Below are 21,131 nucleotides of genomic sequence, written 5' to 3' on the forward strand. Positions count from 1 at the left end.
CGCCTATACTGTAGCCGCACGTTTTTTCAGCCAGGAGCCAGGTTATGACCACCCCGACCCATTCGATTCATCACGCCGCCGCCGAGGGCTATCAGGCCAATGCCGATCGCTATGTGAAAGGCCGGCCGGATTACCCGCCGGAAATCGCCGACTGGCTGCGTGACGTCATCGGCCTGCACGCCGGCATGACGGTCATCGATCTCGGCGCCGGCACCGGCAAATTCACCCCGCGCCTGCTGGAAACCGGCGCGCAAGTGATCGCCGTCGAACCGGTGCCGCAAATGCTGGAAAAACTGTCGGCGGCGCTGCCGCAGGTGAAAACGCTGGCGGGCACCGCCGAGGCGATCCCGCTGCCGGACGAGTCGGTGGATGCCGTGGTGTGCGCCCAGTCCTTCCATTGGTTCGCCACGCCGCAGGCGCTGGCGGAAATCCAGCGCATTCTCAAGCCCGGCGGCAAACTCGGCCTGGTGTGGAACATGCGCGATGCGCGCGTCGGTTGGGTGCGTAAACTGAATCAGATCGTCGATAGCCACGAAGGCGATGCGCCGCGTTTCTATACCGGCGAATGGCGCAAGTTCTTCCCGTTCAAAGGCTTTGAACCGCTGCAGGAGCAGGTCTTTATGCTCGGCCACCGGGGCGCGGTGGAGGACGTGATCTACAACCGGGTGCGCTCAACCAGCTTTATCGCCGCGCTGCCGCCGCAGCAACAGGAGCAGGTTATCGATCGGTTGCGCCAGCTGGTGGCGGAAGAAGAGGAGTTGCGGGGTCAGGACACGGTCACCGTGCCCTATCAGACCAAGGCGTATTTCACCACCAAGGTCTGACGCCCGGGGTTCAGAACGCTTTCTTGGCGTAGCCGGTGACCGCTTTCAGGCCCATCTCGCGGCCCAGCGCGGTCATCGGGTGCACCACGATCAGCCCGCGCGCGCTTTTCTTCAGCGCGCCCATATCGGCCTGTTCTTTCTTGGTGATTTCGCGGCTGAACGGCAGCTTGCTCAGCTTCTGCGCTTCGGCGCTCAGCTTCTCGCCGCGCACGTTTTTCAGGCGCTCGATCTCCGTCGCCAGTTTCTCTTTCTCTTTGGTGTGCTGCGCGATCAACTCAGGGTTGCCCTGTTGGATCACGGTGGCGTCTTTGTGGTTCAAGGCGTCCAGCAGGTCGCTCAGGCGCTTGATCTCTGCCTTTTCTTTCTCTTTCATGGTCTCTGGCCCGTTGTGCCCAAAATGGCACGCTAATCAATGATACCGGCATTGTAGCAAAAGGCGCGCGCCGTTACCCGTCCTGCGCAATGCCGGGCGGCAAGCCGCTCATCTCGCAGGCTTTGGCGCCCAGCCGGGCCAGCGCCTGGGTGTAGCGCGCGTTGAACGGGTAGCAGCAGGAGAGACGCAGCGCGTTGCGGTAACGCCCGCTGGGCGAATACAGGGTGCCCGGCGTCAAACAGATCTGCTCCTCCAGCAGCTGATGGAACAGCGCCACGCTGTCCACGCCAGGGGGGAACTCGACCCAAAATACGAAGCCGCCCGCCGGCTGCGTGGCCAGCGTGCCGCGCGGGAAATGCCGGGCGATCAGCGCCCGCGCCTCGTCGACCTGCGCCGCATAGCGCTTGCGCAGGTTGCGCAAATGGTGATCGTAGCCGCCGCTCTCCAGGAAGGTCGCCAGCGTTTCCGACAGCAGCTGCGACTCGGACATCGACGACACCGCCTTCAGCTTGCGCAACGCCTCGTGAAAGCGGCCGCCGCAGATCCAGCCGACGCGAAAATCCGGCGCCAGCGTTTTGGTGAAGCTGGAGCAAAACAGCACCCAGCCGTCGCGATCGAACGCCTTCACCGCCGGCGACAGCGCGCCGCCGAACTGGATCTCGGCATACAGCCCGTCTTCAATCAACGGCACCTGATGATCGTTCATCAGCCGCGCCAGCCGCTTTTTCGCCGCCAGCGGCATGGTGCAGCCCAGCGGGTTTTGCACCGTCGGCATGGCAATCACCGCGTTCAGCCGTTTCTCGTTCAATAGCAGCTCCAGCGCGTCCAGCGACAGCCCCAGCTGCGGATCGGTGGGGATTTCCAGCGCTTTCAGCCCCAGGCTGGCCAGCAGCGGCAGCAGGTAGAAGTAGGTCGGTGACTCCAGCCCGACGCAGTCGCCCGGTTTGGTGGTGACGCGCAGCGCCAGCTGCAACGCCTCCATGCAGCCGTGGGTCAGCACCACGTCGCCCGGCTCCAGCAGCATGCCCAGCGTCATCGAACGGCGGGCGATCTGCTGACGCAGCCGCAGGCTGCCGGGCGGCAACGAATACTGTCCGATCAGATCCGGTTGACGGCGCAGCTGAGAGGACAGCATGCGCCCCAGCTTGCCGCCGGGATAAAAATCGCTGGTCTGCGGGCAGGCCAGCGCAATGTTGGTGAAGGCCGGATTCTGCTGGGCGGCGAACACGGTATCGATCAGCGCCAGCACGTCGTCCGCCGGCGGCTCGATGCGGCCGCTGGGCGCCGAGGCCATCTTCAGCGCCGGCAGCGTGCTGCGGACATAAAACCCCGATTGCGGCCGTGCTTCGATCAGCCCACGATCCTCCAGCGTGCGGTAAGCCGACACCACGGTATTAATGCTGACGCGATGGGTTTGCGCACAGCGCCGCACCGAAGGCAAGCGGTCGCCGGGCAGCAGCGTGCCGCGGCGAATGGCCTCGGCCAGCGTATCCGCCAGCTGCAGGTAACGGGTATCCGGGGTTTCATCGAGCAGGGTCACAGTTTCTCTCCAGGCAATGGGTACAGTTTACATTTTGCACAACTGTAACCATAACAATATCCAATTTGTGGTTCTGTCACCACCCCATCGCAGCGATTATGCTGATCCTCTCGTTATTACCGTCATTTTCAAGGAACCTGCCATGCTGGACTCCGCCTTTGTCAGCTACGTCACCGTCATGTCGATTACCCCCGGCCCCAACAACCTGCTGCTGGCCTCGTCGGGCGTCAACTTCGGCCTGCGCCGCACCCTGCCGATGCTGTTCGGCATCGGCGCCGGCTGCGCGGTGCAGTTGGCTATCATTATCCCGCTGCTGGCGCTGGCGCTGAGCTGGGCCGGCGTCATCCGCTTCCCGCTGGCGGTGATCGGCTGCGCCTACCTGCTGTGGCTGTCATGGAAACTGTTCAAGGCGGCCTCGCCGGACGCCAAAGAGCAGGTGAGGCCAATGAGTTTCCTCAACGGCGCGCTGTTTCAGGCGGTCAACCCCAAGGCCTGGCTGATGGTGATCAACGTGGCGATCCTGTTCACCCCGCGCGAAGGCGCCACCTTCTTCCATACGCTGAGCGTCATCGCAGGTTTCGTCGTGCTGAATTTACCCTGTGTGCTGCTGTGGGCGGTGCTGGGCGACCGGTTGCGCAACGCGCTCCAGGTCGCCTGGAAGCTGCGCGCGTTTAACGGCGTCATGTCCGGCCTGATGGCCGCCACCGCGCTGTGGTTGCTGTTCGACGAGTGGCGCGCGGCCTTTGCTTAGCCGCGGCCGAGAGGAGAGAGTCGGGAAGGTTGTTTGGCGCCGATGCCGGCGATCAGATCGGTAATGGACAGCACCATGGTGGAGCGCACCATCTGCTGATAGCGCTGACGCTGCATGGCGATCAGCGCTTCATCCGCTTCGCCCGGCTGCAGGAAGGTCGGCGCCGGCGGCAGCGCGGCCACGCAGTGCAGCTCGCCAAACGGCCCGAGGATTTCGTCGTCGACGAAGCGGTATTCCGCACCGTCGTGATTCAGCTCTTCGCGCATCGCCATCAGCAGCTCGGCGTCTTCATATTCGTGGCGGGAGATCACCCCCAACCCATACATCAGCTTCAGGCGCACCGACAGCTCCCCCAGCGGGCCGCTGCCGGACAATAGCGGTTCGACGGCATATTTCACCGCATAGTCGTCCTTGCGGAATACCTGCACCACCAGCACGTTGAGCGCTTCCGCCAGCAGCTCTACCGCCGCGATCAGGAAACTGCGCACCGTTTTGCCCGCGTTCAGCTTTTCCAGAACCTGATTTTCAAATGCCTGTGCTTCTTCCATCATCGCTTTTCGAAAGGCGTGGGGAGGGCCGTCGATGTCGAACTCGGATTGCAGGAGCGCAGCAAGCTGCGCTCGGGTGTTCATCATCACGATTCTACTTGTGCATGGCGTTATACACAGCAACGGCCTCTTCTACAACCTCGCTTTCCGCCGGCAGGCCGGAAATTTGCGCCAGCGCGGCTTTCGGCCCGAGCGTGTTCAGCAATTCCGCCAACTCCTGCGCCTGCGGATCCTGTTCGCTGCGGTAGCTCATGGCGGCGGCGATGCCCTGGATCAGGTTGGCGTGCGGCAGGCCGTATTCCAGCGTGCCCAGCAGCGGTTTGATCAGGCGATCGCCGGCGCTCAGTTTGCGCAGCGGCTGGCGCCCCACGCGCTCGACGTCGTCGTGCAGATACGGGTTTTCGAAGCGGCCGAGGATTTTGTTGATGTAGGCGGCGTGCTTGTCGGCGTCGAAGCCGTAGCGCTTGATCAGCACCGCACCGCTCTCTTCCATCGCTCCTTTCACCACGCGACGGATCGCCGGGTCGAGAATGGCGTCGCGAATGGTTTGCAGCCCGGCCCGTTGGCCAAGGTAGGCGGTGATGGCGTGGCCGGTATTGAGGGTGAACAGCTTGCGCTCGACGAACGCCATCAGGTTATCGGTCAGCTCCATGCCGGCGATCGCCGGAGGCTGGCCCTTGAACTGGGTCTGATCGACGATCCATTCGCTGAAGGTTTCCACCGTCACTTCCAGCGGATCGCTGCTGTCCGCCGGCGGCACGATGCGGTCGACGGCCGAATCGACGAAGCCGACGTGCTGCTCAACCCATGCCTGCTCGTCCTGCGGCAGCGCAGCGAACACATGCTGCTTCAGCTGGCTGGTGCCGCGCACCATGTTCTCGCAGGCGATGATATTCAGCGGCTGCGCATTGCCCTGCTGATGACGCAGCACCAGCCCTTTGGCGATCGTGCCGGCGATTTTGCCGAGAATTTGCGGGCCAACGGCAGTGGTCACCAGATCCGCCTCGGCGATCAGCGCCACCGCCGCCTCGCTGCCGCTGTTGACGGCGCTGACGTTGTTGACGCTCTCCACGCGTTCTTGCTCGCCCACCACGTGCACCTGATAACTTTTACGGCTGTTCAACAGATCCAGCACCGTTTGATTGACGTCGGCGAAGGTCAGCTCAACCCCGGCGTCCGCCAGCAGCTTGCCGATAAAACCGCGGCCGATGTTCCCTGCGCCAAAATGTAATGCTTTCATAACTCTACCTTCTTAATGTCGAAGGGTGCAGCAAGCTGCACCCTTTAAAATGATTCCGTTATCCGGCTTTTTTGCCGCCGAGCAGGTCCAGCACTTCCTGCACGCTGGTGGTATTCGCCAGCCGCTCGATCACGCTCTCGTCATCCAGCGCGTTGGTCAGGCTGGTGATCACCTGGATATGCTCGTTGTTGCGCGCGGCGATGCCGATCACCAGACGGGCCACTTCATCCTCTTCCTCGCCGAAGCGCACGCCCTGCGGGTACTGGCAGAACACCACGCCGGTGCGCAGCACCCGGTCTTTGGCCTCGATGGTGCCGTGCGGCACGGCGATCGACTCGCCCAGGTAGGTGGAGGTGAGTTTCTCGCGCTCCAGCATCGCCGGCACGTACTCCGCCTCGACGTAGCCGCCTTTCACCAGCTGCTCGCCGGCGAAGCGGATCGCCTGCTCTTTGTCGCTGGCCTGCAGGTTGAGGAACACGTTGCTCTCGCTCAGCTTGAACAGGTTCGATTCACCGGCTTCGAAGCTGTCGTCCAGCGCGCCCAGTACCTTTTGTTGGTTGTCGCTGGTTTTGTTGGCCGCCAGCAAACGGTCGACCAAATCGCTGTACAGCTTGCTGTCGAGGAAGTTGGTCAGCGAGATGTGCTGTGCCTGCGGCGCGTGGCGCATCGCACGCTCGGTCAGATCGCGGTGGGTAATCACCAGATCCACATCGTCCGGCAGGCTGTTGATGGCGCTGTTGGTCACCGAGATGTTCTTCAGCCCGGCGTCGGCCACTTTCTTGCGCAGCACCCCGGCACCCATGGCGCTGGAACCCATGCCCGCATCGCAGGCGACGATGATTTTGCGCACGGTGCTCAGATCGCCGTCGACCGATGCCGGCGTCGCCGCGCCGCCTTTGGACTGCGATTTCATCTCTTGCATGCGACGGGTCGCGGCTTCCAGATCGTCATCCTCTTTCACCTTGGAGGTTTTCAGCAGGAAAGCGGACACCACGAAGGAGACGGCAAAGGCTGCGCACACCGCCGCAATGTTGGCGAAGTAGGCGCCTTTCGGGGTCATCGCCAGCACTGCCAGGATCGAACCCGGAGAAGCCGGAGAAACCAGGCCGCCGTTCAGCATCGTCAGGGTGAAGACGCCGGTCATGCCCCCCAGGATCACCGCCAGCAGCAGGCGTGGGTTCATCAGCACGTAAGGGAAGTAGATTTCGTGGATGCCACCCAGGAAGTGAATGATTGCCGCACCGCCGGCGGATTGCTTGGCGCTGCCGCGACCGAAGAACATGTAGGCCATCAGTACGCCCATGCCCGGGCCTGGGTTGGCTTCGATCAGGAAGAATACCGACTTGCCGACTTCCGTGGCCTGCTGGATACCCAGCGGCGAGAAGATGCCGTGGTTGATGGCGTTGTTCAGGAACAGGATTTTCGCCGGTTCAACGAAGATGGACGCCAGTGGCAGCAGGTTGTTCTTCACCATCACGTGCACGCCCGCCGCCAGCAGCTTGGAGAGCACCTCCACCAGCGGCCCGATGCCCAGGAAAGCCAGGATCGCCAGCAGCATGCCGATGATGCCGGCGGAGAAGTTGTTCACCAGCATTTCAAAACCGCTTTTGATCTTGCCGTCCACCCAGCGGTCAAAGTGCTTGATAGCCCAGCCGCCCAGCGGACCGGCGATCATCGAGCCGAGGAACATCGGCATGTCGGCGCCGACGATGACGCCCATGGTGGTGATAGCGCCGACCACACCGCCGCGCTCGCCGCCCACCAGCCGCCCGCCGGTATAACCGATCAGCAATGGCAGCAGGTAGGTGATCATCGGGCCGACCAGCTTGGCTAAGGTTTCATTCGGCAGCCAGCCGGTTGGAATGAATAGCGCGGTGATAATCCCCCAGGCGATAAAGGCGCCGATGTTGGGCATCACCATGTTGCTCAGGAAGCGGCCAAAGTTTTGTACTTTAACCTTGATGTCTGGTGAAAACATAAAACACACCCCTATTGTTACGCGCTGACAATAGAGCGCGTGATTATTGTTGTGACGATCCAGCCGTGTTGCCGCCGTATGCGAAACGGACTCTATCACGCTGTTTTTGTCACGCGAACTTCACGGATTTTTTGTGACACAAATCACATACAACACCCCAACAAACCACCCTTTATAGTGATAAAGATCACACTTATGGCGTGTAAAAAAAGCACAGTGAGAAAAAAATCGCCTGAAAACCCACAATAAAGTGATGTTGATCACATTTTTAAACTGATGGTTTGTTTTTAAATTGTGATAAACATCACAATTTATTTTCAACTGCGGCGCCGATCGCGACGCTCTGTTTGATCATCCCTGTGAGCATTCATCCCGCCGGGAACTAGCGAAGTGATGAATGAAAGAAAACTACATTGCCGAATGAATGGATTAATTGAAGTGTAGTACAGAAGCCTGCGCAATAAACCAGCAAGCTATTGGAAACGCTGAGGGGAAATAAAACGGGCCGGCAATGCCGGCCCGTATGTCGTGCATGCGGTGCGTTATTGCGTCACGCTTTGAACGGCTTTCTGCGCATTCAGCAGGTTCTGCTGCTTGGCCACCAGATTCGACATCATGGTGTTGTACTGCGCCACCTGCTGCGCGGTGCGGAACTGCACGCCGTTGTTGTTGAAACTGACCTGATTGCCCTGGCTCTGCAGGAAATCGCCAACCTGCACCAGATCCTGCACGAAGCCGGCGGTGGTCGGGATCGCCGGCATCAAGGCGTTGGCCGGTGCGGTAACGATCTTGTCATAGGCCTGGTTGTACACCGCCTTCAGATCGTCGGGCTGCTTCAGCGCCGCGCGGGCGGTATCCGCCTGCGATTTAGCGGACTGGATCTGCTGGCCCAGCAGGTTCAACGCGCCGACCGATTGCTGCAGCGCGTCGCGTTTGTTCAGGTAGTCCTGCGCGGTGCGGATCTGGTTAATCTGATCCAGCGCCGGCGTCAGGCTGGCGCCGACCGACTTGGACAGCTGCTGCGAAAAGCCGACCAAAATCGCGTAATCGCCGGCATAGTTGCCGAACTTCTGCTTCTGGTCTTCGCTCAGCGTGGGGATGTTCGCCCCGCTGCGCATCACGGTATTCTGTAAGTAATCGATGAATGCTTTGCGCTGTTCCGGCTCTTTATCGCCGCAGGCGGTCAATTGCATGACCACCAACAATGCCAATACCGGTGCCAACCAACGCGCGAAACCTCTGCTCTGGATCCCTACCGCCATGTGACATAACTCCTGTTATAAACCTGCTTTTTCATTGGACTCCGCCCCTTTTTCCGCACTCCGTGCGCCTATAAGAATAGATCAACTGGCGGCATTCCGATACGCGATTCCACTTGCGATGAGCATTGCCCCGGCCGGATGCGGTTGAAAATCGTGCGCAAAACGCACTGAGGTTCATTGCCGTCGGCGACCGGACGCTTCAATTTCCCCAAGTCGCCCCTCAAGTCGCCAGGCGACCTTGCCTTCGCACCCAGGAAACGGAAATAAAAAAAGGCGCCCGCAGGCGCCTTGTCACAGCAGAGAGGCCGCTTACTGCAGCACGGAGATATCCGCCACCTGCAGGAACAGTTCGCGCAGCTTGCTCAACAGCGTCAGACGGTTCACGCGCACTTCCGCATCGTCCGCCATGACCATCACGTTGTCGAAGAACGCATCCACCGGCTCGCGCAGCGCAGCCAGCTCCACCAGCGCTTCCTGGTAGTTGCCCGCCGCGAAGTACGGCTGCAGCTTGTCGCGCAGCACCACCAGGTGAGTCGCCAACTGAATTTCCGCTGCATCCTTCAGCACCGAGGCGCGCACGCTGTCGTTCAGCGTTTCGGTAGACTTGGCCAGAATATTGGAGACGCGTTTGTTGGCCGCAGCCAGCGCCGCCGCCGCTTCCAGCGTACGGAAGTGGGAGACCGCCTTGACGCGCGCGTCGAAGTCGGCCGGCTTGGTCGGACGGCGCGCCAGCACCGCCTGAATGGTATCGACAGCGTGGCCTTCTTCCTGATACCAGGCGCGGAAGCGGCCCAGCATGAATTCCACCACCTCGTCGACCACCTTGGCGTTGGTCAGCTTGCTGCCGTACAGGCGCACGGCCTCTTCGGTCAGGGTCTGCAGATCCAGCGGCAGGTTTTTCTCGACGATGATGCGCAATACGCCCAGCGCGGCGCGGCGCAGCGCGAACGGGTCTTTATCGCCTTTCGGATGCTGCCCGATGCCGAAGATGCCGGCCAGGGTGTCCATCTTGTCGGCGATCGCCAGGGAACAGGCCACCAGCGACTGCGGCAGCGCATCGCCGGCGTAGCGCGGCTGATACTGCTCGTTCAGCGCAACGGCGACGTCTTCCGCCTCACCGTCGTGGCGCGCGTAGTGCATGCCCATCACGCCCTGGGTGTCGGTGAATTCGAACACCATGTTGGTCATCAGGTCGCACTTCGACAGCAGGCCCGCGCGGGTGGCGTGGTTGACGTCGGCGCCGATCTGGCCGGCAACCCAGCCCGCCAGCGCCTGAATGCGGTCGGTCTTGTCGCGCAGGGTGCCCAGCTGCTGTTGGAACAGCACGGTTTCCAGGCGCGGCAGGTTGTCTTCCAGGCGTTTCTTGCGGTCGGTGTTGAAGAAGAACTCGGCGTCGGCCAGGCGCGGACGCACCACCTTTTCGTTACCTGAGATGATCTGCTGCGGGTCTTTCGACTCGATGTTGGCCACGAAGATAAAGTTCGGCAGCAGTTTGCCCGCGGCGTCGTACACCGGGAAATACTTCTGGTCGCCCTTCATGGTGTACACCAGCGCTTCCGCCGGCACCGCCAGGAATTTCTCTTCGAATTTGGCGGTCAGCACCACCGGCCATTCCACCAGCGAGGCCACTTCTTCCAGCAGGCTGTCGCTCAGATCGGCCTTGCCGCCAATCTTCTGCGCCGCCAGCTCGGCGTCGCGCTTGATGAGGGCTTTACGCGCTTCATAATCGGCGACCACTTTGCCGCGCTCCAGCAGGATCTGCGGGTATTGGTCGGCGTTGTCGAGGGTGAACTCGGCTTCGCCCATGAAGCGGTGGCCGCGCACGGTGCGCGCAGAGTCGATGCCCAGCACGGTGCCCGGGATCAGATCGGGGCCCAGCAGCATCGTGACGGTGTGCACCGGACGCACGAACTGCACGTCGGAGTCGCCCCAACGCATCAGTTTCGGAATCGGCAGTTTAGCCAGCGCGGTGCTGACCATGCCGGCCAGCAGCGCCTGCGCCGACTGGCCTTTGACGTGGGCGCGGTACATCAACCACTCGCCCTTGTCGGTCACCAGGCGTTCAGCCTGATCGACTGTGATGCCGCAGCCGCGCGCCCAGCCTTCGGCCGCTTTGCTCGGTTTGCCTTCGGCGTCGAACGCCTGGGCGATCGCCGGGCCGCGTTTTTCAATTTCGCGATCGGCCTGCGCCGCGCTCAGGTTGGCCACTTTCAGCGCCAGACGGCGCGGTGCGGCGAACCAGCTCACGTCACCGTGTTCCAGGCCGGCGTTGTCCAGCTCGGCGGTGAAGTTGGCGGCGAAAGATTCCGCCAGGGAACGAAGAGCCTTCGGCGGCAGCTCTTCCGTGCCGATTTCCACCAGGAAAGTCTGTTGAGTCATGGCTGCCTCTTAGTTCTCGTTCTTCTTGTTGCACATCGGGAAGCCCAGCGCTTCGCGGGAAGCGTAGTAGGCTTCGGCAACGGCTTTGGTCAGCGTGCGGATGCGCAGAATGTAGCGTTGACGCTCGGTCACCGAAATCGCCTTGCGCGCGTCCAGCAGGTTGAAGGTATGGCCCGCCTTCAGGATGCGTTCGTAGGCCGGCAGCGGCAGCGGTTTTTCCAGCGCCAGCAGCGATTGGGCTTCTTTCTCGTACTGCTCGAAGCAGGAGAACAGGAAGTCGACATCGGCGTATTCGAAGTTGTAGGTGGACTGCTCCACTTCGTTCTGGTGGAACACGTCGCCGTAGGTGGTGACGCCCAGCGGGCCGTTACTCCACACCAGATCATATACGCTGTCCACGCCCTGGATGTACATCGCCAGGCGCTCCAGGCCGTAAGTGATCTCACCGGTCACCGGCTTGCACTCCAAGCCGCCGACCTGCTGGAAGTAGGTGAACTGCGTCACTTCCATGCCGTTCAGCCACACTTCCCAACCCAGGCCCCAGGCGCCGAGCGTCGGGTTTTCCCAGTTGTCTTCCACGAAGCGAATGTCGTGGATGGTCGGATCCAGACCCAGCTCTTTCAGCGAGCCCAGGTAGAGTTCCTGAATGTTGTCCGGCGATGGCTTAATCACCACCTGGAACTGGTAGTAGTGTTGCAGACGGTTCGGGTTTTCACCGTAGCGGCCGTCGGTCGGGCGGCGGGATGGCTGCACATAGGCGGCGGCCATCGGCTCCGGCCCCAGTGCGCGCAGGCACGTCATCGGGTGTGAGGTTCCCGCGCCGACTTCCATGTCCAATGGTTGAACGATGGTGCAGCCCTGGCGCGCCCAATAATCCTGCAGTGTCAGGATCAGGCCCTGGAAGGTCTTGGTATCAAACTTTTGCATGTTGAATTCGCACGCGATACAAGTGGATTTAGATGGAATGCGCCAGTATACCCTTTGACCGTAAGATATACAGCCAGAATCCGGCAACAAGTGCGAATCGGGACGAGAAGCGCTGGATTTTCCCGCGGCGGACGCAGCGGGAAGGACAACACGCTGGCCGGTTACCTTGCCGTTCAGAAAGACATACCCGGCAAACACATTAGATCCCCTTAACAAAAACATCACTCACCGCCGTTTAAATAGTCAATTGGCTGAACGCTATTTCCCTCTTCATCGACCAAATTTAAGCTGATTTACGTGCGTATATCCTTATATTTCCCACGAGATAAAGTTGCACCAATGTTATTTTTGTTAATTTTATCAACTAAAAAACTCCCTTCATCGAGAGATAATGTGATCAAGTGCCAGATTATTTCTTATGTCGTGAAAAATAAGGCGATATCGCGCGGCGTGCCGACGCGTTGGGTATGGAAGGAATGGCCATGGATGAAATACGGCGCTAACGGGCCACAGAAACAAATTGACAGTTAATCTTTGGTTATACAATAATAAATAAAATTTTCCCTGGTGTTGGCCAAGTGGCTACCTGATCCTTTCATAGGATCAGTTTTTTTTTGTATTTCCGCCAACGTCACTGCGGCTCGCATAATTCCCCCCAGGCCGCCTTTCGCATAAATCCCTTATCAGACCTTATGGCTTATCCTGATCCTGCGCCCTTGAACGCGCCGATGGCCAATTCAAAAACGCGCGCTGACGCCGACGTTATACATAAACTGCTCGCCGCTGCTCAGCCCGCCGGTTTGCGAGACGGTGGCGAAGGCCGATACCCTGTCCGTCAACGGCATGTTGGCCCCCAACGTGACATCCACCCAGTTTTTGTCCTGGCCCGCACTGTCGCGGGTGAACGAGGTTTGCGTCGATTTCAGGCCGCCGCCGGCGCGGTAGACGTCGTCGCCGAACTGGTGCTGATAACTCACTTCCGCATAAGGGTTAAACACGCCGAATTGCGTATCCAGCCGCCAGCCCAACGCGCCGATCTGCGAGTGGTAGGTTTGATCGTTGAAGCGCATGGCGGTGCTGTCATCGCCATCTTCGCTGTAGCCGGAAACGCGGCTGTAATCCCAGGCGAACTGCGCCACCGGCCCGGTGGTCAGGTAAGAAGCGATCGGGAAGTCATAGCCGGCGGTCACGCGCGCACCCCACTGCCTGCCGGTGGTCGAACCGGTTTCGGTGCGCGTCAGCGGCCCCAGCCGCAGGCTGCGGCGGATGTCGTCATAATCCATCGTCGCATAGTGCAAATCGGCGTTGACCCAGCCCTGCTCGAATATCGCCAGTGAACTGAAAGCCGACAGCAGCAGCCCGCGCGCCTTGTAATCAAAGCGGCTTGAAGGATGTTGATCGTCGTTGGAACCGGCGATCAACGCGCCGATCAGCCAGCCGTCGGTCAGCTGATAGTCCACCCCGACGGTCAGGTTGTGGGTGGTGGAGTTGCCGTCCCCCGCAGCCCGGTTATCGGCATAGTCATAGTGCTGGCCGGCGTAACCGCCGAACACGCCCAGCGAACCCTGCGGGTTTTCGCCGTGGCGCAGCTGCTGGAAGCGGCTGTCGAGCGTGGCGCGGCTGTCGCGCGCCATCGCCGCGGTCGCCTGATTCAGCGCCACCACCTGCGCCGGGCCATCCAACACCGCCTGGATATAATCCGCAATCAGCAGGTGCGCCTGCGGGCTCGGGTGGAAATGGTCGGAGAACAGATAGGACTGGCCGGCGTCGAAGCCGGGCATATCGGAGCTGCAGACCGCCGAGGAAACGCCCGGCGGGCAAGCCATGCCGGCGGTGTTGTCGAAGCCGAACTGCGCCGGATTGGCGATCGCTTCGGCGAACAGCTTGTTGACGTCCACCCGCACGATATTGCCGCCGCCCTGCGCCAGCAAACGGTCTTCACTTTGATTATAGAAATCGGTCAGCTGGGCGGCCTGCGCGCTCAGGCTGTCATACGCCGCGATAAGCTGCGTGGCGATCGCCTGCTGCACCTGAGGAATGGCGCTGCCCTGCTTCGCCGCGGCGGCCAACGCCGCGTGGATCGCCTGCGTGCGTGAAGTGTTGTCCGGCGTCGCCACCGAATTAAGCGTGGCATAGGCCGCCTGGATCGCCGCCCCCTGCACCGGCGACAGCGCCTGTTGAATGATCAATTCCATCAGCTGCGGCGTGGAGCCGATGTTCGGCACCGTCGGCACGATCACCGTGCCGGCACCGGCGTTCAGCAGCGAATGCACCTGCGCGGCTGCCGCGGCGGCGCTGTTGTAGGCCACGCCGGGCGCGGTAGCGGCATTTAATGCCGCCGCCGCCAGATCGTTGCCGCCGATCCAATGAACGTACAAACCGTCGCCGTCGGCCTGGCCGTTGACCCGGTTCAGATAGCGCTGCACCTGATCCTGGGTGTTATCGGCCGGGTTCAGGCCCGGCACCGCCACGGCGCCGCCGGCGGCGTAGTTCTCACCGCCGTTGTCCGAAGCCACCAGCGCCGCCCCGATGCGTTGCGCCAACGCTTCGTCGTACAGCAGGTGCTGGCTGCCGTCATAGGTGAACCGGCCGTTGTTGCCGGTATCGCTCAGGCTATCGCCAAAGACGTAGAGTTGATCGTACGCCTGAGCCGGAAGGGTCACACTGCAAAGCAACGCCACTGCAAGCGCCGCCGGGCGGGGCATGCACGTTATTTTTAGAGGCATGAATCGACTCCTGAGAGCCTGCAAATGAAGGCAATGTCATTTTTATCGTTGGTCGGTTTTCCACCGGCCATGTAGTAACTATTGTCGGCTTTTTCGTCACGTCAAGCGGGCCGATGACAAAACAATCAGAGGCTTGCCAAGTTCGGCGCTTCGAGCGATGATTACTGTTCATAAATACAGCATAAGGACAGTCAGGATGGCAGACGAACGTTGCGGTTGGGTGACGGCCGATCCGTTGTATCTCGAGTATCACGACAAGGAATGGGGCGCGCCCACCACCGACGCGCGCGAGCTGTTTGAAATGCTGTGCCTCGAGGGGCAGCAGGCCGGCCTTTCCTGGATCACCGTGCTGAAAAAGCGCGAGAACTACCGCCGCGCTTTCCACGGTTTCGATCCGCAGCGGGTCGCCGCCATGACCGAACAAGACGTGGAAAACCTGCTGCAGGACAGCGGCATCATCCGCCACCGCGGCAAGATAGAAGCCATCATCACCAACGCCAAAGCCTATCTGGCGATGGAGGCGGCCGGCGAGAATTTCGTTACCTTCATTTGGGACTTCGTCGGCGGCCGGCCGCAGCTCAACCGCTGGCAGGCGCTGAACCAGGTGCCGGCCAAAACCGAGCAGTCCGACGCCATGTCCAAGGCGCTGAAAAAGCGCGGCTTCAAGTTTATCGGCTCCACCATTTGTTACGCCTTCATGCAGGCCAGCGGGCTGGTGAACGATCATCTGACGGGGTGCATCTGCTACCCAAAGCCACGGTGATCCGCCCCTGTGGCCCGGAGGATATCGAACGGCTGATGGCGCTGTGGCTGCCCAGCACCATCGCCGCCCATCCGTTCGTGGCGGAAAAGTACTGGCATGAGAGCGCCGCGCTGGTGCGGGAAAACTACCTACCGCGCGCGCAAAGCTGGGCCTGCTGGCATCACGACGAGATCGTCGGCTTTATCAGCGTGCTGGACGAGCAGTTCATCGGCGCGCTGTTTGTCGATCGGGTGTTTCACGGCCGCGGCGTCGCCCAGGCGCTGATGACGCACGTGCAGCAGCGCTACCGCCGGCTTAGCCTGGAGGTTTACCAGCAGAACCTGCGCGCCTGCGCGTTCTACCACAGGCACGGTTTTCAGGTGACGCAGCGCCTGTTCAATGAAGAAACCCAGGCCTATACGCTGATCATGAACTGGCCGGCAGTCGAAAATTCAACCTGTTATGCTTAAAAAAGGCGCATCCGCACTCCGGATGCGCACAATTAAGAATCCGCTGCATAGCGCCGCCCGGCGTTTTACCGCATAACTCCCCCAGCACTTACCCGCGCTCATCATTTGTCACGTTTTTCTCCGGAACTGCCGGCGAAACCGCGCGTCATAGGTAGCGCGGCGACGCGGGCTCCCTGCGTCACCCACTTTTTTTGCGTCCCCGCTTTGGGCCGGCGCGTACAGATTCTGATGCCATTAAGGACAAGAACATGAAAAAACGCATTGCAATTATTGCCGGCGCCGTGAGCCTCACGCTCGCGCTGTCGGCCTGTACCACCAACCCTTACACCGGTGAATCCGAAGCCGGTAAATCCGGCATCGGCGCGGGCCTCGGGGCCGCACTGGGCGCCGGTGTCGGCGTGCTGTCCTCTTCCAAGAAAGATCGCGGCAAGGGCGCGCTGATCGGCGCAGCGGCCGGTGCAGCCCTCGGCGGCGGCGCAGGCTATTACATGGACGTGCAGGAAGCCAAACTGCGCGACAAGATGAAAGGCACCGGCGTCAGCGTCACCCGCCAGGGCGACAACATCGTGCTGAACATGCCGAACAACGTGACCTTCGACAGCAGCAGCGCCACGCTGAAACCGGCGGGCGCCAACACCCTGACCGGCGTCGCCATGGTGCTGAAAGAGTATCCGAAAACCGCGGTCAACGTTGTCGGCTACACCGACAGCACCGGCTCCCGCTCGCTCAACATGAACCTGTCGCAGCAGCGCGCCGACGGCGTAGCCAGCGCGCTGATCACCCAGGGCGTGGCGGCGAACCGTATCCGCACCACCGGTGCCGGTCCGGACAACCCGATCGCCTCCAACAGCACCGCGGAAGGCAAGGCGCAAAACCGCCGCGTCGAGATCACCCTCAGCCCGCTGCAGTAATCCCGTGCGGGGCGCCACCGGCGCCCCGCCGCCTCCCTGCGACTTTCTCCTTACCCTTCAACATTCCCGCCCGCACATCGGGTATGGTAGTCTCCTTGGCAATTAACCGCAGGAGGGATCGGCTGTGAGCACAGGCAAGGCAACGCGCGCCTCAGGACGCGCCACCATCAGCGATGTGGCCAGCATCGCCAAAACCGGCAAGACCAGCGTGTCGCGCTATCTGAATGGTGAACAGCACCTGCTTTCTGACGATCTCAAACAGCGCATCGAACAGGCGATCCAGCAGCTCGACTACCGGCCAAGCCAGATGGCGCGCAGCCTGAAGGGCGGCCAGACCCGCCTGATCGGCCTGATCCTCGCCGATATCACCAACCCCTATTCGGTGGACGTGATGCGCGGCATCGAGGCCGCCTGCCGCCAGCACGGCTTTACCCTGCTGGTGTGTAACACCAACAACGAAGTCAATCAGGAACAGCACTACCTGCAGCTGCTCAGCAGTTACCGGGTGGAGGGCATCGTGGTCAACGCGGTCGGTATGCGCGAGGAAGCGTTATCCACGCTGCAGCAGTCGATGCTGCCGATGGTGCTGATCGACCGCAAAATCCCCGATTTCGCCTGCGACGTGGTGGGCCTGAACAACCGCGAAGCCGCCACCGTCGCCACCGAACACCTGCTGCAACAAGGTTTCGAAGCGATTTTGTTCCTCAGCGAGCCGCTCGGTACGGTCAATACCCGTCTCGAGCGCCTGCACGCTTTCAGACATACCATGGCGCAGCACCCCACGCTGTCGGCGGAGCAGGCCGAAACGCCGCTCAACGATCGGCAGAAGCTGGAGCAGGTGCTGAGCGATTTCAGCGACCGCCATCGCGGCATGCGCAAGGCGGTGATCTCCGCCAACGGCGCCCTGACGCTGCAGGTGGCGCGCGCCATGCGCCGGCTCGGCATCCAGTGGGGCAACGACATCGGCCTGCTGGGCTTCGACGAGCTGGAGTGGGCGGAGCTGGCGGGCGTCGGCATCACCACGCTGAAACAGCCCACCTACCAAATGGGGCACGCGGCACTGGAGCGGCTGGTGCAGCGCATTCAGGGCCTGGCCGCCCCCAGCGGCGAGCAGATGTTCTCCGGCGAGCTGATCGTCCGCGGCTCCACCACCCGCTAACCCGCCTTCTTCGGGGCCGTTGCCCGCCCCGCCCTCATCGGCTGTTTTTTGCTCAGCTTCGTGATTGCGATCATATTTTTACACTCTGTCGCTTTTCGCTGGAACCGGTTCCATTTAACGTACCGGTAACAGCAGCGGCGGCGACAATGCCGCCTCAGGAGTCAAAATGAAAACAGAAATCATCGTGGTCACCGGCGCCTACGGCACCGATACCGTCAAACAATACGGCGGCCAGCGCGCGCTGTTGCCCATCATCGCCGGCGCGGGCGCCGACGGGGTGGAGATCCGCCGCGAACTGTTCGCCGCCGGCGAATTGGACAGCCTGCCGGCCCTGGCGCAAGAAATCGAACGCCAACAGCTGTTCGCCGTCTACTCCGCCCCTGAGGCGCTGTTCACCCCGCAACATACGCTGAACCCCAACCTGGCGGCGCTGCTGGCGGAAGCGCAGGCGCTGAACGCGCGCCAGCTGAAGTTGTCCCTCGGCCATTTCCGCCCCGGTTTTGATTTTACCGAGCTGAAAGTGGCGCTGGAGCAGCACCCGGTCAAACTGGTGGTCGAAAACGATCAGACGCCGGACTGCGGCATTTTGTCGATGCTGAACGCCTTTTTCCACGCCGCGGAAGATAGCCACCTGCCGGTCAGCATGACCTTCGATATGGCCAACTGGCTATGGGTGGGGCAAGACGCTTTCGCCGCCGCCGAACGCCTGGCCCGCCACGTCGGTTACGTGCACGTCAAAGCCGCCACCCAAGGCCCGCGCGGCTGGCGCGCCGTCGCGCTGGACGATACCGACGGCAGCTGGCGCGATCTGCTGGCCCGCCTGCCGCACGATGCGCCGCGCGGCATCGAATTCCCGTTGCAGGGCGATGATCTGGAAGCCGTCACCCGCCATTACGTCAATATTTTGCGTGCGGAGTAACCCCATGATGACAACGTTAACGGCAACCACGGCGCAGCAGGCGCCCCTGGATGTGGTCACGCTGGGCGAAGCCATGGCGATGTTCGTGGCGGCGCAAACCGGCGATTTGGCGGAGGTGGAAACCTTCACCAAACGCATCGCCGGCGCCGAATTGAACGTGGCGATCGGCCTGGCGCGCCTGGGCATGAACGTCGGCTGGGTCAGCCGCGTCGGCAACGATTCGTTCGGCCGCTTCACCCTGCAGCAGCTGAAAAAAGAAGGCATCAACTACCGGCAGGTGACGGTCGACGGCCACTATCCCACCGGCTTTCAGGTGAAATCCAAAGCCACCGATGGTACCGATCCCAGCGTGGAATACTTCCGCAAAGGCTCGGCGGCCAGCCACCTGTCGGTCGCCGATTTCAACCCTGAGTATTTCGGTTCCGCGCGCCACCTGCACCTGAGCGGCGTGGCGGCGGCGCTGTCCAGCCAGTCGCTGGCGCTGTGCCACCATGCGGCGCGCGAGATGCGCGCCATGGGCAAAACCATTTCGTTCGACCCCAACCTGCGCCCGGTGCTGTGGCCCAGCCGCGAGGTGATGATCGAACAGCTGAACCAGCTGGCGTTCGCCGCCGACTGGGTGCTGCCGGGGCTGAAAGAGGGGCAAATCCTCACCGGCCAGTCGACGCCGGAAGGCATCGCCGATTTCTATCTGGAACGCGGCGTGCAGGCGGTGATCATCAAAACCGGCCCGGACGGCGCCTGGTTTAAAACCGCCGCCGGTGACAAGGCGGCAGTGGCCGCAGTGAAGGTCGACAACGTGGTGGATACCGTCGGTGCCGGTGACGGCTTTGCCGTCGGCACCCTCAGCGCCCTGCTGGAAGGCAAAACGCTGATACAGGCGGTGCAGCGCGGCAACAAAATCGGTTCGCTGGCGATCCAGGCCATCGGCGACAGCGAGGGCCTGCCGACCCGCGCGGCGCTGGCCGAATAACAATAAAAAAAACGACTTCTCCGCATGACGTCAGCCTCTGGCTCTACAACCGGGACGCGTCGGGAGAGCATCTGCCCCTTCCTCTTGCATGCCCAGCGTGCCGGGCGAAGGGGACGCAACACCACTGAAGGATACTGAACATGAACAAAGCGACTGTCGCGGCCAAACGCTGGTGGTACATCATGCCCATCGTGTTTATCACCTACAGCCTGGCCTATCTCGATCGCGCCAACTTCAGCTTCGCCTCTGCCGCCGGCATCAATGAAGATCTCGGCATCACCAAAGGCATGTCCTCGCTGCTGGGCGCGCTGTTTTTCCTCGGTTATTTCTTCTTCCAAATTCCCGGCGCCATCTACGCCGAACGCCGCAGCGTCAAAAAATTGATCTTCTGGTGCCTGATCCTGTGGGGCGGCTGCGCCTCGCTGACCGGCGTGGTGAGCAATATTCCGATGCTGGCCGCCATCCGCTTTATCCTCGGCGTGGTGGAAGCGGCGGTAATGCCAGCGATGCTGATCTATATCAGCAACTGGTTCACCAAATCGGAGCGGTCACGCGCCAATACCTTCCTGATCCTCGGCAACCCGGTGACGGTGCTGTGGATGTCGGTGGTGTCCGGCTACCTGATCCACGCCTTCGGCTGGCGTGAAATGTTCATCATCGAGGGCATTCCGGCGGTTATCTGGGCGTTCTGCTGGTGGGTGCTGGCGAAAGACAAACCGGCGCAGGCCGGCTGGTTGAGTGCCGATGAGAAACAGGCGCTGCAGCAGCAGTTGGACGAAGAGCAGAAAGGCATCAAGGCCGTGCGCAACTACGGCGAAGCCTTCCGTTCGCGCAACGTGATCCTGCTGTGCGTGCAGTACTTCGCCTGGAGCATCGGCGTGTACGGCTTCGTGCTGTGGCTGCCTTCCATCCTGCGCAGCGGCATGCAGATGGGCATGGTGGAAGCCGGCTGGCTGTCGGCGGTGCCTTACCTGGCGGCGACCATCGCCATGATCGTGGTCTCCTGGGCGTCGGACAAAATGCAAAACCGCAAGCTGTTCGTCTGGCCGCTGCTGCTGATCGGCGCGCTGGCGTTCTTCGGCTCTTACGCCGTCGGCGCCAACCACTTCTGGATCTCCTACGGCCTGCTGGTGGTCGCCGGCGCTGCGATGTACGCCCCCTACGGGCCGTTCTTCGCCATCATTCCGGAAATGCTGCCGAAAAACGTCGCCGGGGGCGCCATGGCGCTGATCAACAGCATGGGCGCGCTGGGGTCGTTCTTCGGTTCGTGGTTCGTCGGCTATCTGAATGGCGCCACCGGCAGCCCGGCGGCCTCTTACATGTTTATGGCCATCGCACTGGTGGTGGCGGTGGTGTTGACGCTGATCGTCAAACCCGCCCGCAACGAGATCCAGCCGCAATTGGCTTGA

The 21,131-nt window shown here is 61.5% G+C and carries 18 protein-coding genes; 9 read left to right on the forward strand and 9 right to left on the reverse strand.

Annotated features, from left to right (window positions below):
* Positions 1 to 44: 44 nt before the first annotated feature.
* Positions 45 to 824: a class I SAM-dependent methyltransferase gene (locus ACJ8HN_RS20675; RefSeq protein ID WP_033631408.1), complete on the forward strand. Its 780-nt coding sequence runs from the start codon at positions 45 to 47 to the stop codon at positions 822 to 824.
* Between the two features lie 10 nt (positions 825 to 834).
* Here ACJ8HN_RS20675 and ACJ8HN_RS20680 read toward each other — a convergent pair whose 3' ends face one another.
* Both ACJ8HN_RS20680 and ACJ8HN_RS20685 read right to left on the reverse strand, forming a co-directional pair.
* Complete coding sequence (locus ACJ8HN_RS20680) at positions 835 to 1,197, reverse strand: YibL family ribosome-associated protein (RefSeq protein WP_004933989.1); 363 nt, start codon at positions 1,195 to 1,197, stop codon at positions 835 to 837.
* Between the two features lie 73 nt (positions 1,198 to 1,270).
* Positions 1,271 to 2,737, reverse strand: coding sequence for an aminotransferase-like domain-containing protein (locus tag ACJ8HN_RS20685; RefSeq protein ID WP_442523887.1), 1,467 nt, complete (start codon positions 2,735 to 2,737; stop codon positions 1,271 to 1,273).
* A 142-nt stretch (positions 2,738 to 2,879) separates the two neighbouring features.
* On the opposite strand from ACJ8HN_RS20685, the gene ACJ8HN_RS20690 reads away from it, so the two are divergent.
* Positions 2,880 to 3,488 (forward strand): LysE family translocator, encoded by a 609-nt coding sequence (locus tag ACJ8HN_RS20690; protein ID WP_033649537.1) that lies wholly within the window; start codon positions 2,880 to 2,882, stop codon positions 3,486 to 3,488.
* Here the strand turns inward: ACJ8HN_RS20690 and ACJ8HN_RS20695 are convergent.
* The 7 genes from ACJ8HN_RS20695 to ACJ8HN_RS20725 form a co-directional block, all read right to left on the reverse strand.
* Positions 3,485 to 4,039 carry an MltR family transcriptional regulator gene (locus tag ACJ8HN_RS20695; protein ID WP_033638634.1) on the reverse strand — a complete coding sequence of 185 codons (555 nt, stop codon included), beginning with the start codon at positions 4,037 to 4,039 and terminating at the stop codon, positions 3,485 to 3,487. The genes ACJ8HN_RS20690 and ACJ8HN_RS20695 overlap by 4 nt on opposite strands.
* A 91-nt stretch (positions 4,040 to 4,130) precedes the next feature.
* A complete protein-coding gene (locus ACJ8HN_RS20700) occupies positions 4,131 to 5,276 on the reverse strand; it encodes a mannitol-1-phosphate 5-dehydrogenase (protein WP_033649538.1) in 1,146 nt (381 codons plus the stop codon).
* 58 nt (positions 5,277 to 5,334) lie between these two features.
* Positions 5,335 to 7,254: a PTS mannitol transporter subunit IICBA gene (locus ACJ8HN_RS20705; RefSeq protein ID WP_041037303.1), complete on the reverse strand. Its 1,920-nt coding sequence runs from the start codon at positions 7,252 to 7,254 to the stop codon at positions 5,335 to 5,337.
* A 542-nt stretch (positions 7,255 to 7,796) separates the two neighbouring features.
* Positions 7,797 to 8,516, reverse strand: a complete 720-nt coding sequence (locus tag ACJ8HN_RS20710; RefSeq protein WP_033636551.1) for a DUF3053 domain-containing protein — start codon at positions 8,514 to 8,516, stop codon at positions 7,797 to 7,799.
* A gap of 309 nt (positions 8,517 to 8,825) precedes the next feature.
* Entirely contained in the window at positions 8,826 to 10,895 is a 2,070-nt protein-coding gene (glyS, locus tag ACJ8HN_RS20715; protein WP_342136038.1) for a glycine--tRNA ligase subunit beta, read from the reverse strand.
* Positions 10,896 to 10,904: 9 nt separating this feature from the next.
* Positions 10,905 to 11,822, reverse strand: coding sequence for a glycine--tRNA ligase subunit alpha (gene glyQ / locus ACJ8HN_RS20720; RefSeq protein WP_004933966.1), 918 nt, complete (start codon positions 11,820 to 11,822; stop codon positions 10,905 to 10,907).
* A 737-nt stretch (positions 11,823 to 12,559) separates the two neighbouring features.
* Positions 12,560 to 14,548 (reverse strand): autotransporter outer membrane beta-barrel domain-containing protein, encoded by a 1,989-nt coding sequence (locus tag ACJ8HN_RS20725; RefSeq protein WP_442523889.1) that lies wholly within the window; start codon positions 14,546 to 14,548, stop codon positions 12,560 to 12,562.
* Positions 14,549 to 14,744: 196 nt separating this feature from the next.
* Here ACJ8HN_RS20725 and ACJ8HN_RS20730 point away from each other — a divergent pair, with 196 nt between their 5' ends.
* The 7 genes from ACJ8HN_RS20730 (at position 14,745) to ACJ8HN_RS20760 (ending at position 21,131) form a co-directional block, all read left to right on the forward strand.
* Entirely contained in the window at positions 14,745 to 15,311 is a 567-nt protein-coding gene (locus tag ACJ8HN_RS20730; RefSeq protein ID WP_442523890.1) for a DNA-3-methyladenine glycosylase I, read from the forward strand.
* Entirely contained in the window at positions 15,308 to 15,760 is a 453-nt protein-coding gene (locus ACJ8HN_RS20735) for an N-acetyltransferase (protein WP_442523904.1), read from the forward strand. The genes ACJ8HN_RS20730 and ACJ8HN_RS20735 overlap by 4 nt, the downstream gene beginning before the upstream one ends.
* 248 nt (positions 15,761 to 16,008) lie before the next feature.
* Positions 16,009 to 16,671: an OmpA family lipoprotein gene (locus ACJ8HN_RS20740; protein ID WP_033631402.1), complete on the forward strand. Its 663-nt coding sequence runs from the start codon at positions 16,009 to 16,011 to the stop codon at positions 16,669 to 16,671.
* A gap of 124 nt (positions 16,672 to 16,795) precedes the next feature.
* Entirely contained in the window at positions 16,796 to 17,830 is a 1,035-nt protein-coding gene (locus ACJ8HN_RS20745) for a LacI family DNA-binding transcriptional regulator (RefSeq protein WP_033649545.1), read from the forward strand.
* A 166-nt stretch (positions 17,831 to 17,996) separates the two neighbouring features.
* Positions 17,997 to 18,749 carry a sugar phosphate isomerase/epimerase family protein gene (locus ACJ8HN_RS20750; protein WP_033636544.1) on the forward strand — a complete coding sequence of 251 codons (753 nt, stop codon included), beginning with the start codon at positions 17,997 to 17,999 and terminating at the stop codon, positions 18,747 to 18,749.
* Between the two features lie 7 nt (positions 18,750 to 18,756).
* Positions 18,757 to 19,722 carry a sugar kinase gene (locus ACJ8HN_RS20755; RefSeq protein WP_442523905.1) on the forward strand — a complete coding sequence of 322 codons (966 nt, stop codon included), beginning with the start codon at positions 18,757 to 18,759 and terminating at the stop codon, positions 19,720 to 19,722.
* 140 nt (positions 19,723 to 19,862) lie between these two features.
* Positions 19,863 to 21,131, forward strand: a complete 1,269-nt coding sequence (locus ACJ8HN_RS20760; RefSeq protein ID WP_033636543.1) for an MFS transporter — start codon at positions 19,863 to 19,865, stop codon at positions 21,129 to 21,131.

The organism is Serratia sp. CY29653 (assembly GCF_052169255.1).
Lineage (GTDB): Bacteria > Pseudomonadota > Gammaproteobacteria > Enterobacterales > Enterobacteriaceae > Serratia > Serratia sarumanii.

Coding starts and splice junctions, on each gene's coding strand:
- ACJ8HN_RS20675 (WP_033631408.1), top strand. CDS start 45: ATGACCACCCCGACCCATTCGATTCATCACGCCGCCGCCGAGGGCTAT.
- ACJ8HN_RS20680 (WP_004933989.1), bottom strand. CDS start 1,197: ATGAAAGAGAAAGAAAAGGCAGAGATCAAGCGCCTGAGCGACCTGCTG.
- ACJ8HN_RS20690 (WP_033649537.1), top strand. CDS start 2,880: ATGCTGGACTCCGCCTTTGTCAGCTACGTCACCGTCATGTCGATTACC.
- ACJ8HN_RS20695 (WP_033638634.1), bottom strand. CDS start 4,039: ATGATGGAAGAAGCACAGGCATTTGAAAATCAGGTTCTGGAAAAGCTG.
- ACJ8HN_RS20700 (WP_033649538.1), bottom strand. CDS start 5,276: ATGAAAGCATTACATTTTGGCGCAGGGAACATCGGCCGCGGTTTTATC.
- ACJ8HN_RS20705 (WP_041037303.1), bottom strand. CDS start 7,254: ATGTTTTCACCAGACATCAAGGTTAAAGTACAAAACTTTGGCCGCTTC.
- ACJ8HN_RS20710 (WP_033636551.1), bottom strand. CDS start 8,516: ATGGCGGTAGGGATCCAGAGCAGAGGTTTCGCGCGTTGGTTGGCACCG.
- glyS (WP_342136038.1), bottom strand. CDS start 10,895: ATGACTCAACAGACTTTCCTGGTGGAAATCGGCACGGAAGAGCTGCCG.
- glyQ (WP_004933966.1), bottom strand. CDS start 11,822: ATGCAAAAGTTTGATACCAAGACCTTCCAGGGCCTGATCCTGACACTG.
- ACJ8HN_RS20725 (WP_442523889.1), bottom strand. CDS start 14,548: ATGCCTCTAAAAATAACGTGCATGCCCCGCCCGGCGGCGCTTGCAGTG.
- ACJ8HN_RS20730 (WP_442523890.1), top strand. CDS start 14,745: ATGGCAGACGAACGTTGCGGTTGGGTGACGGCCGATCCGTTGTATCTC.
- ACJ8HN_RS20740 (WP_033631402.1), top strand. CDS start 16,009: ATGAAAAAACGCATTGCAATTATTGCCGGCGCCGTGAGCCTCACGCTC.
- ACJ8HN_RS20750 (WP_033636544.1), top strand. CDS start 17,997: ATGAAAACAGAAATCATCGTGGTCACCGGCGCCTACGGCACCGATACC.
- ACJ8HN_RS20755 (WP_442523905.1), top strand. CDS start 18,757: ATGACAACGTTAACGGCAACCACGGCGCAGCAGGCGCCCCTGGATGTG.
- ACJ8HN_RS20760 (WP_033636543.1), top strand. CDS start 19,863: ATGAACAAAGCGACTGTCGCGGCCAAACGCTGGTGGTACATCATGCCC.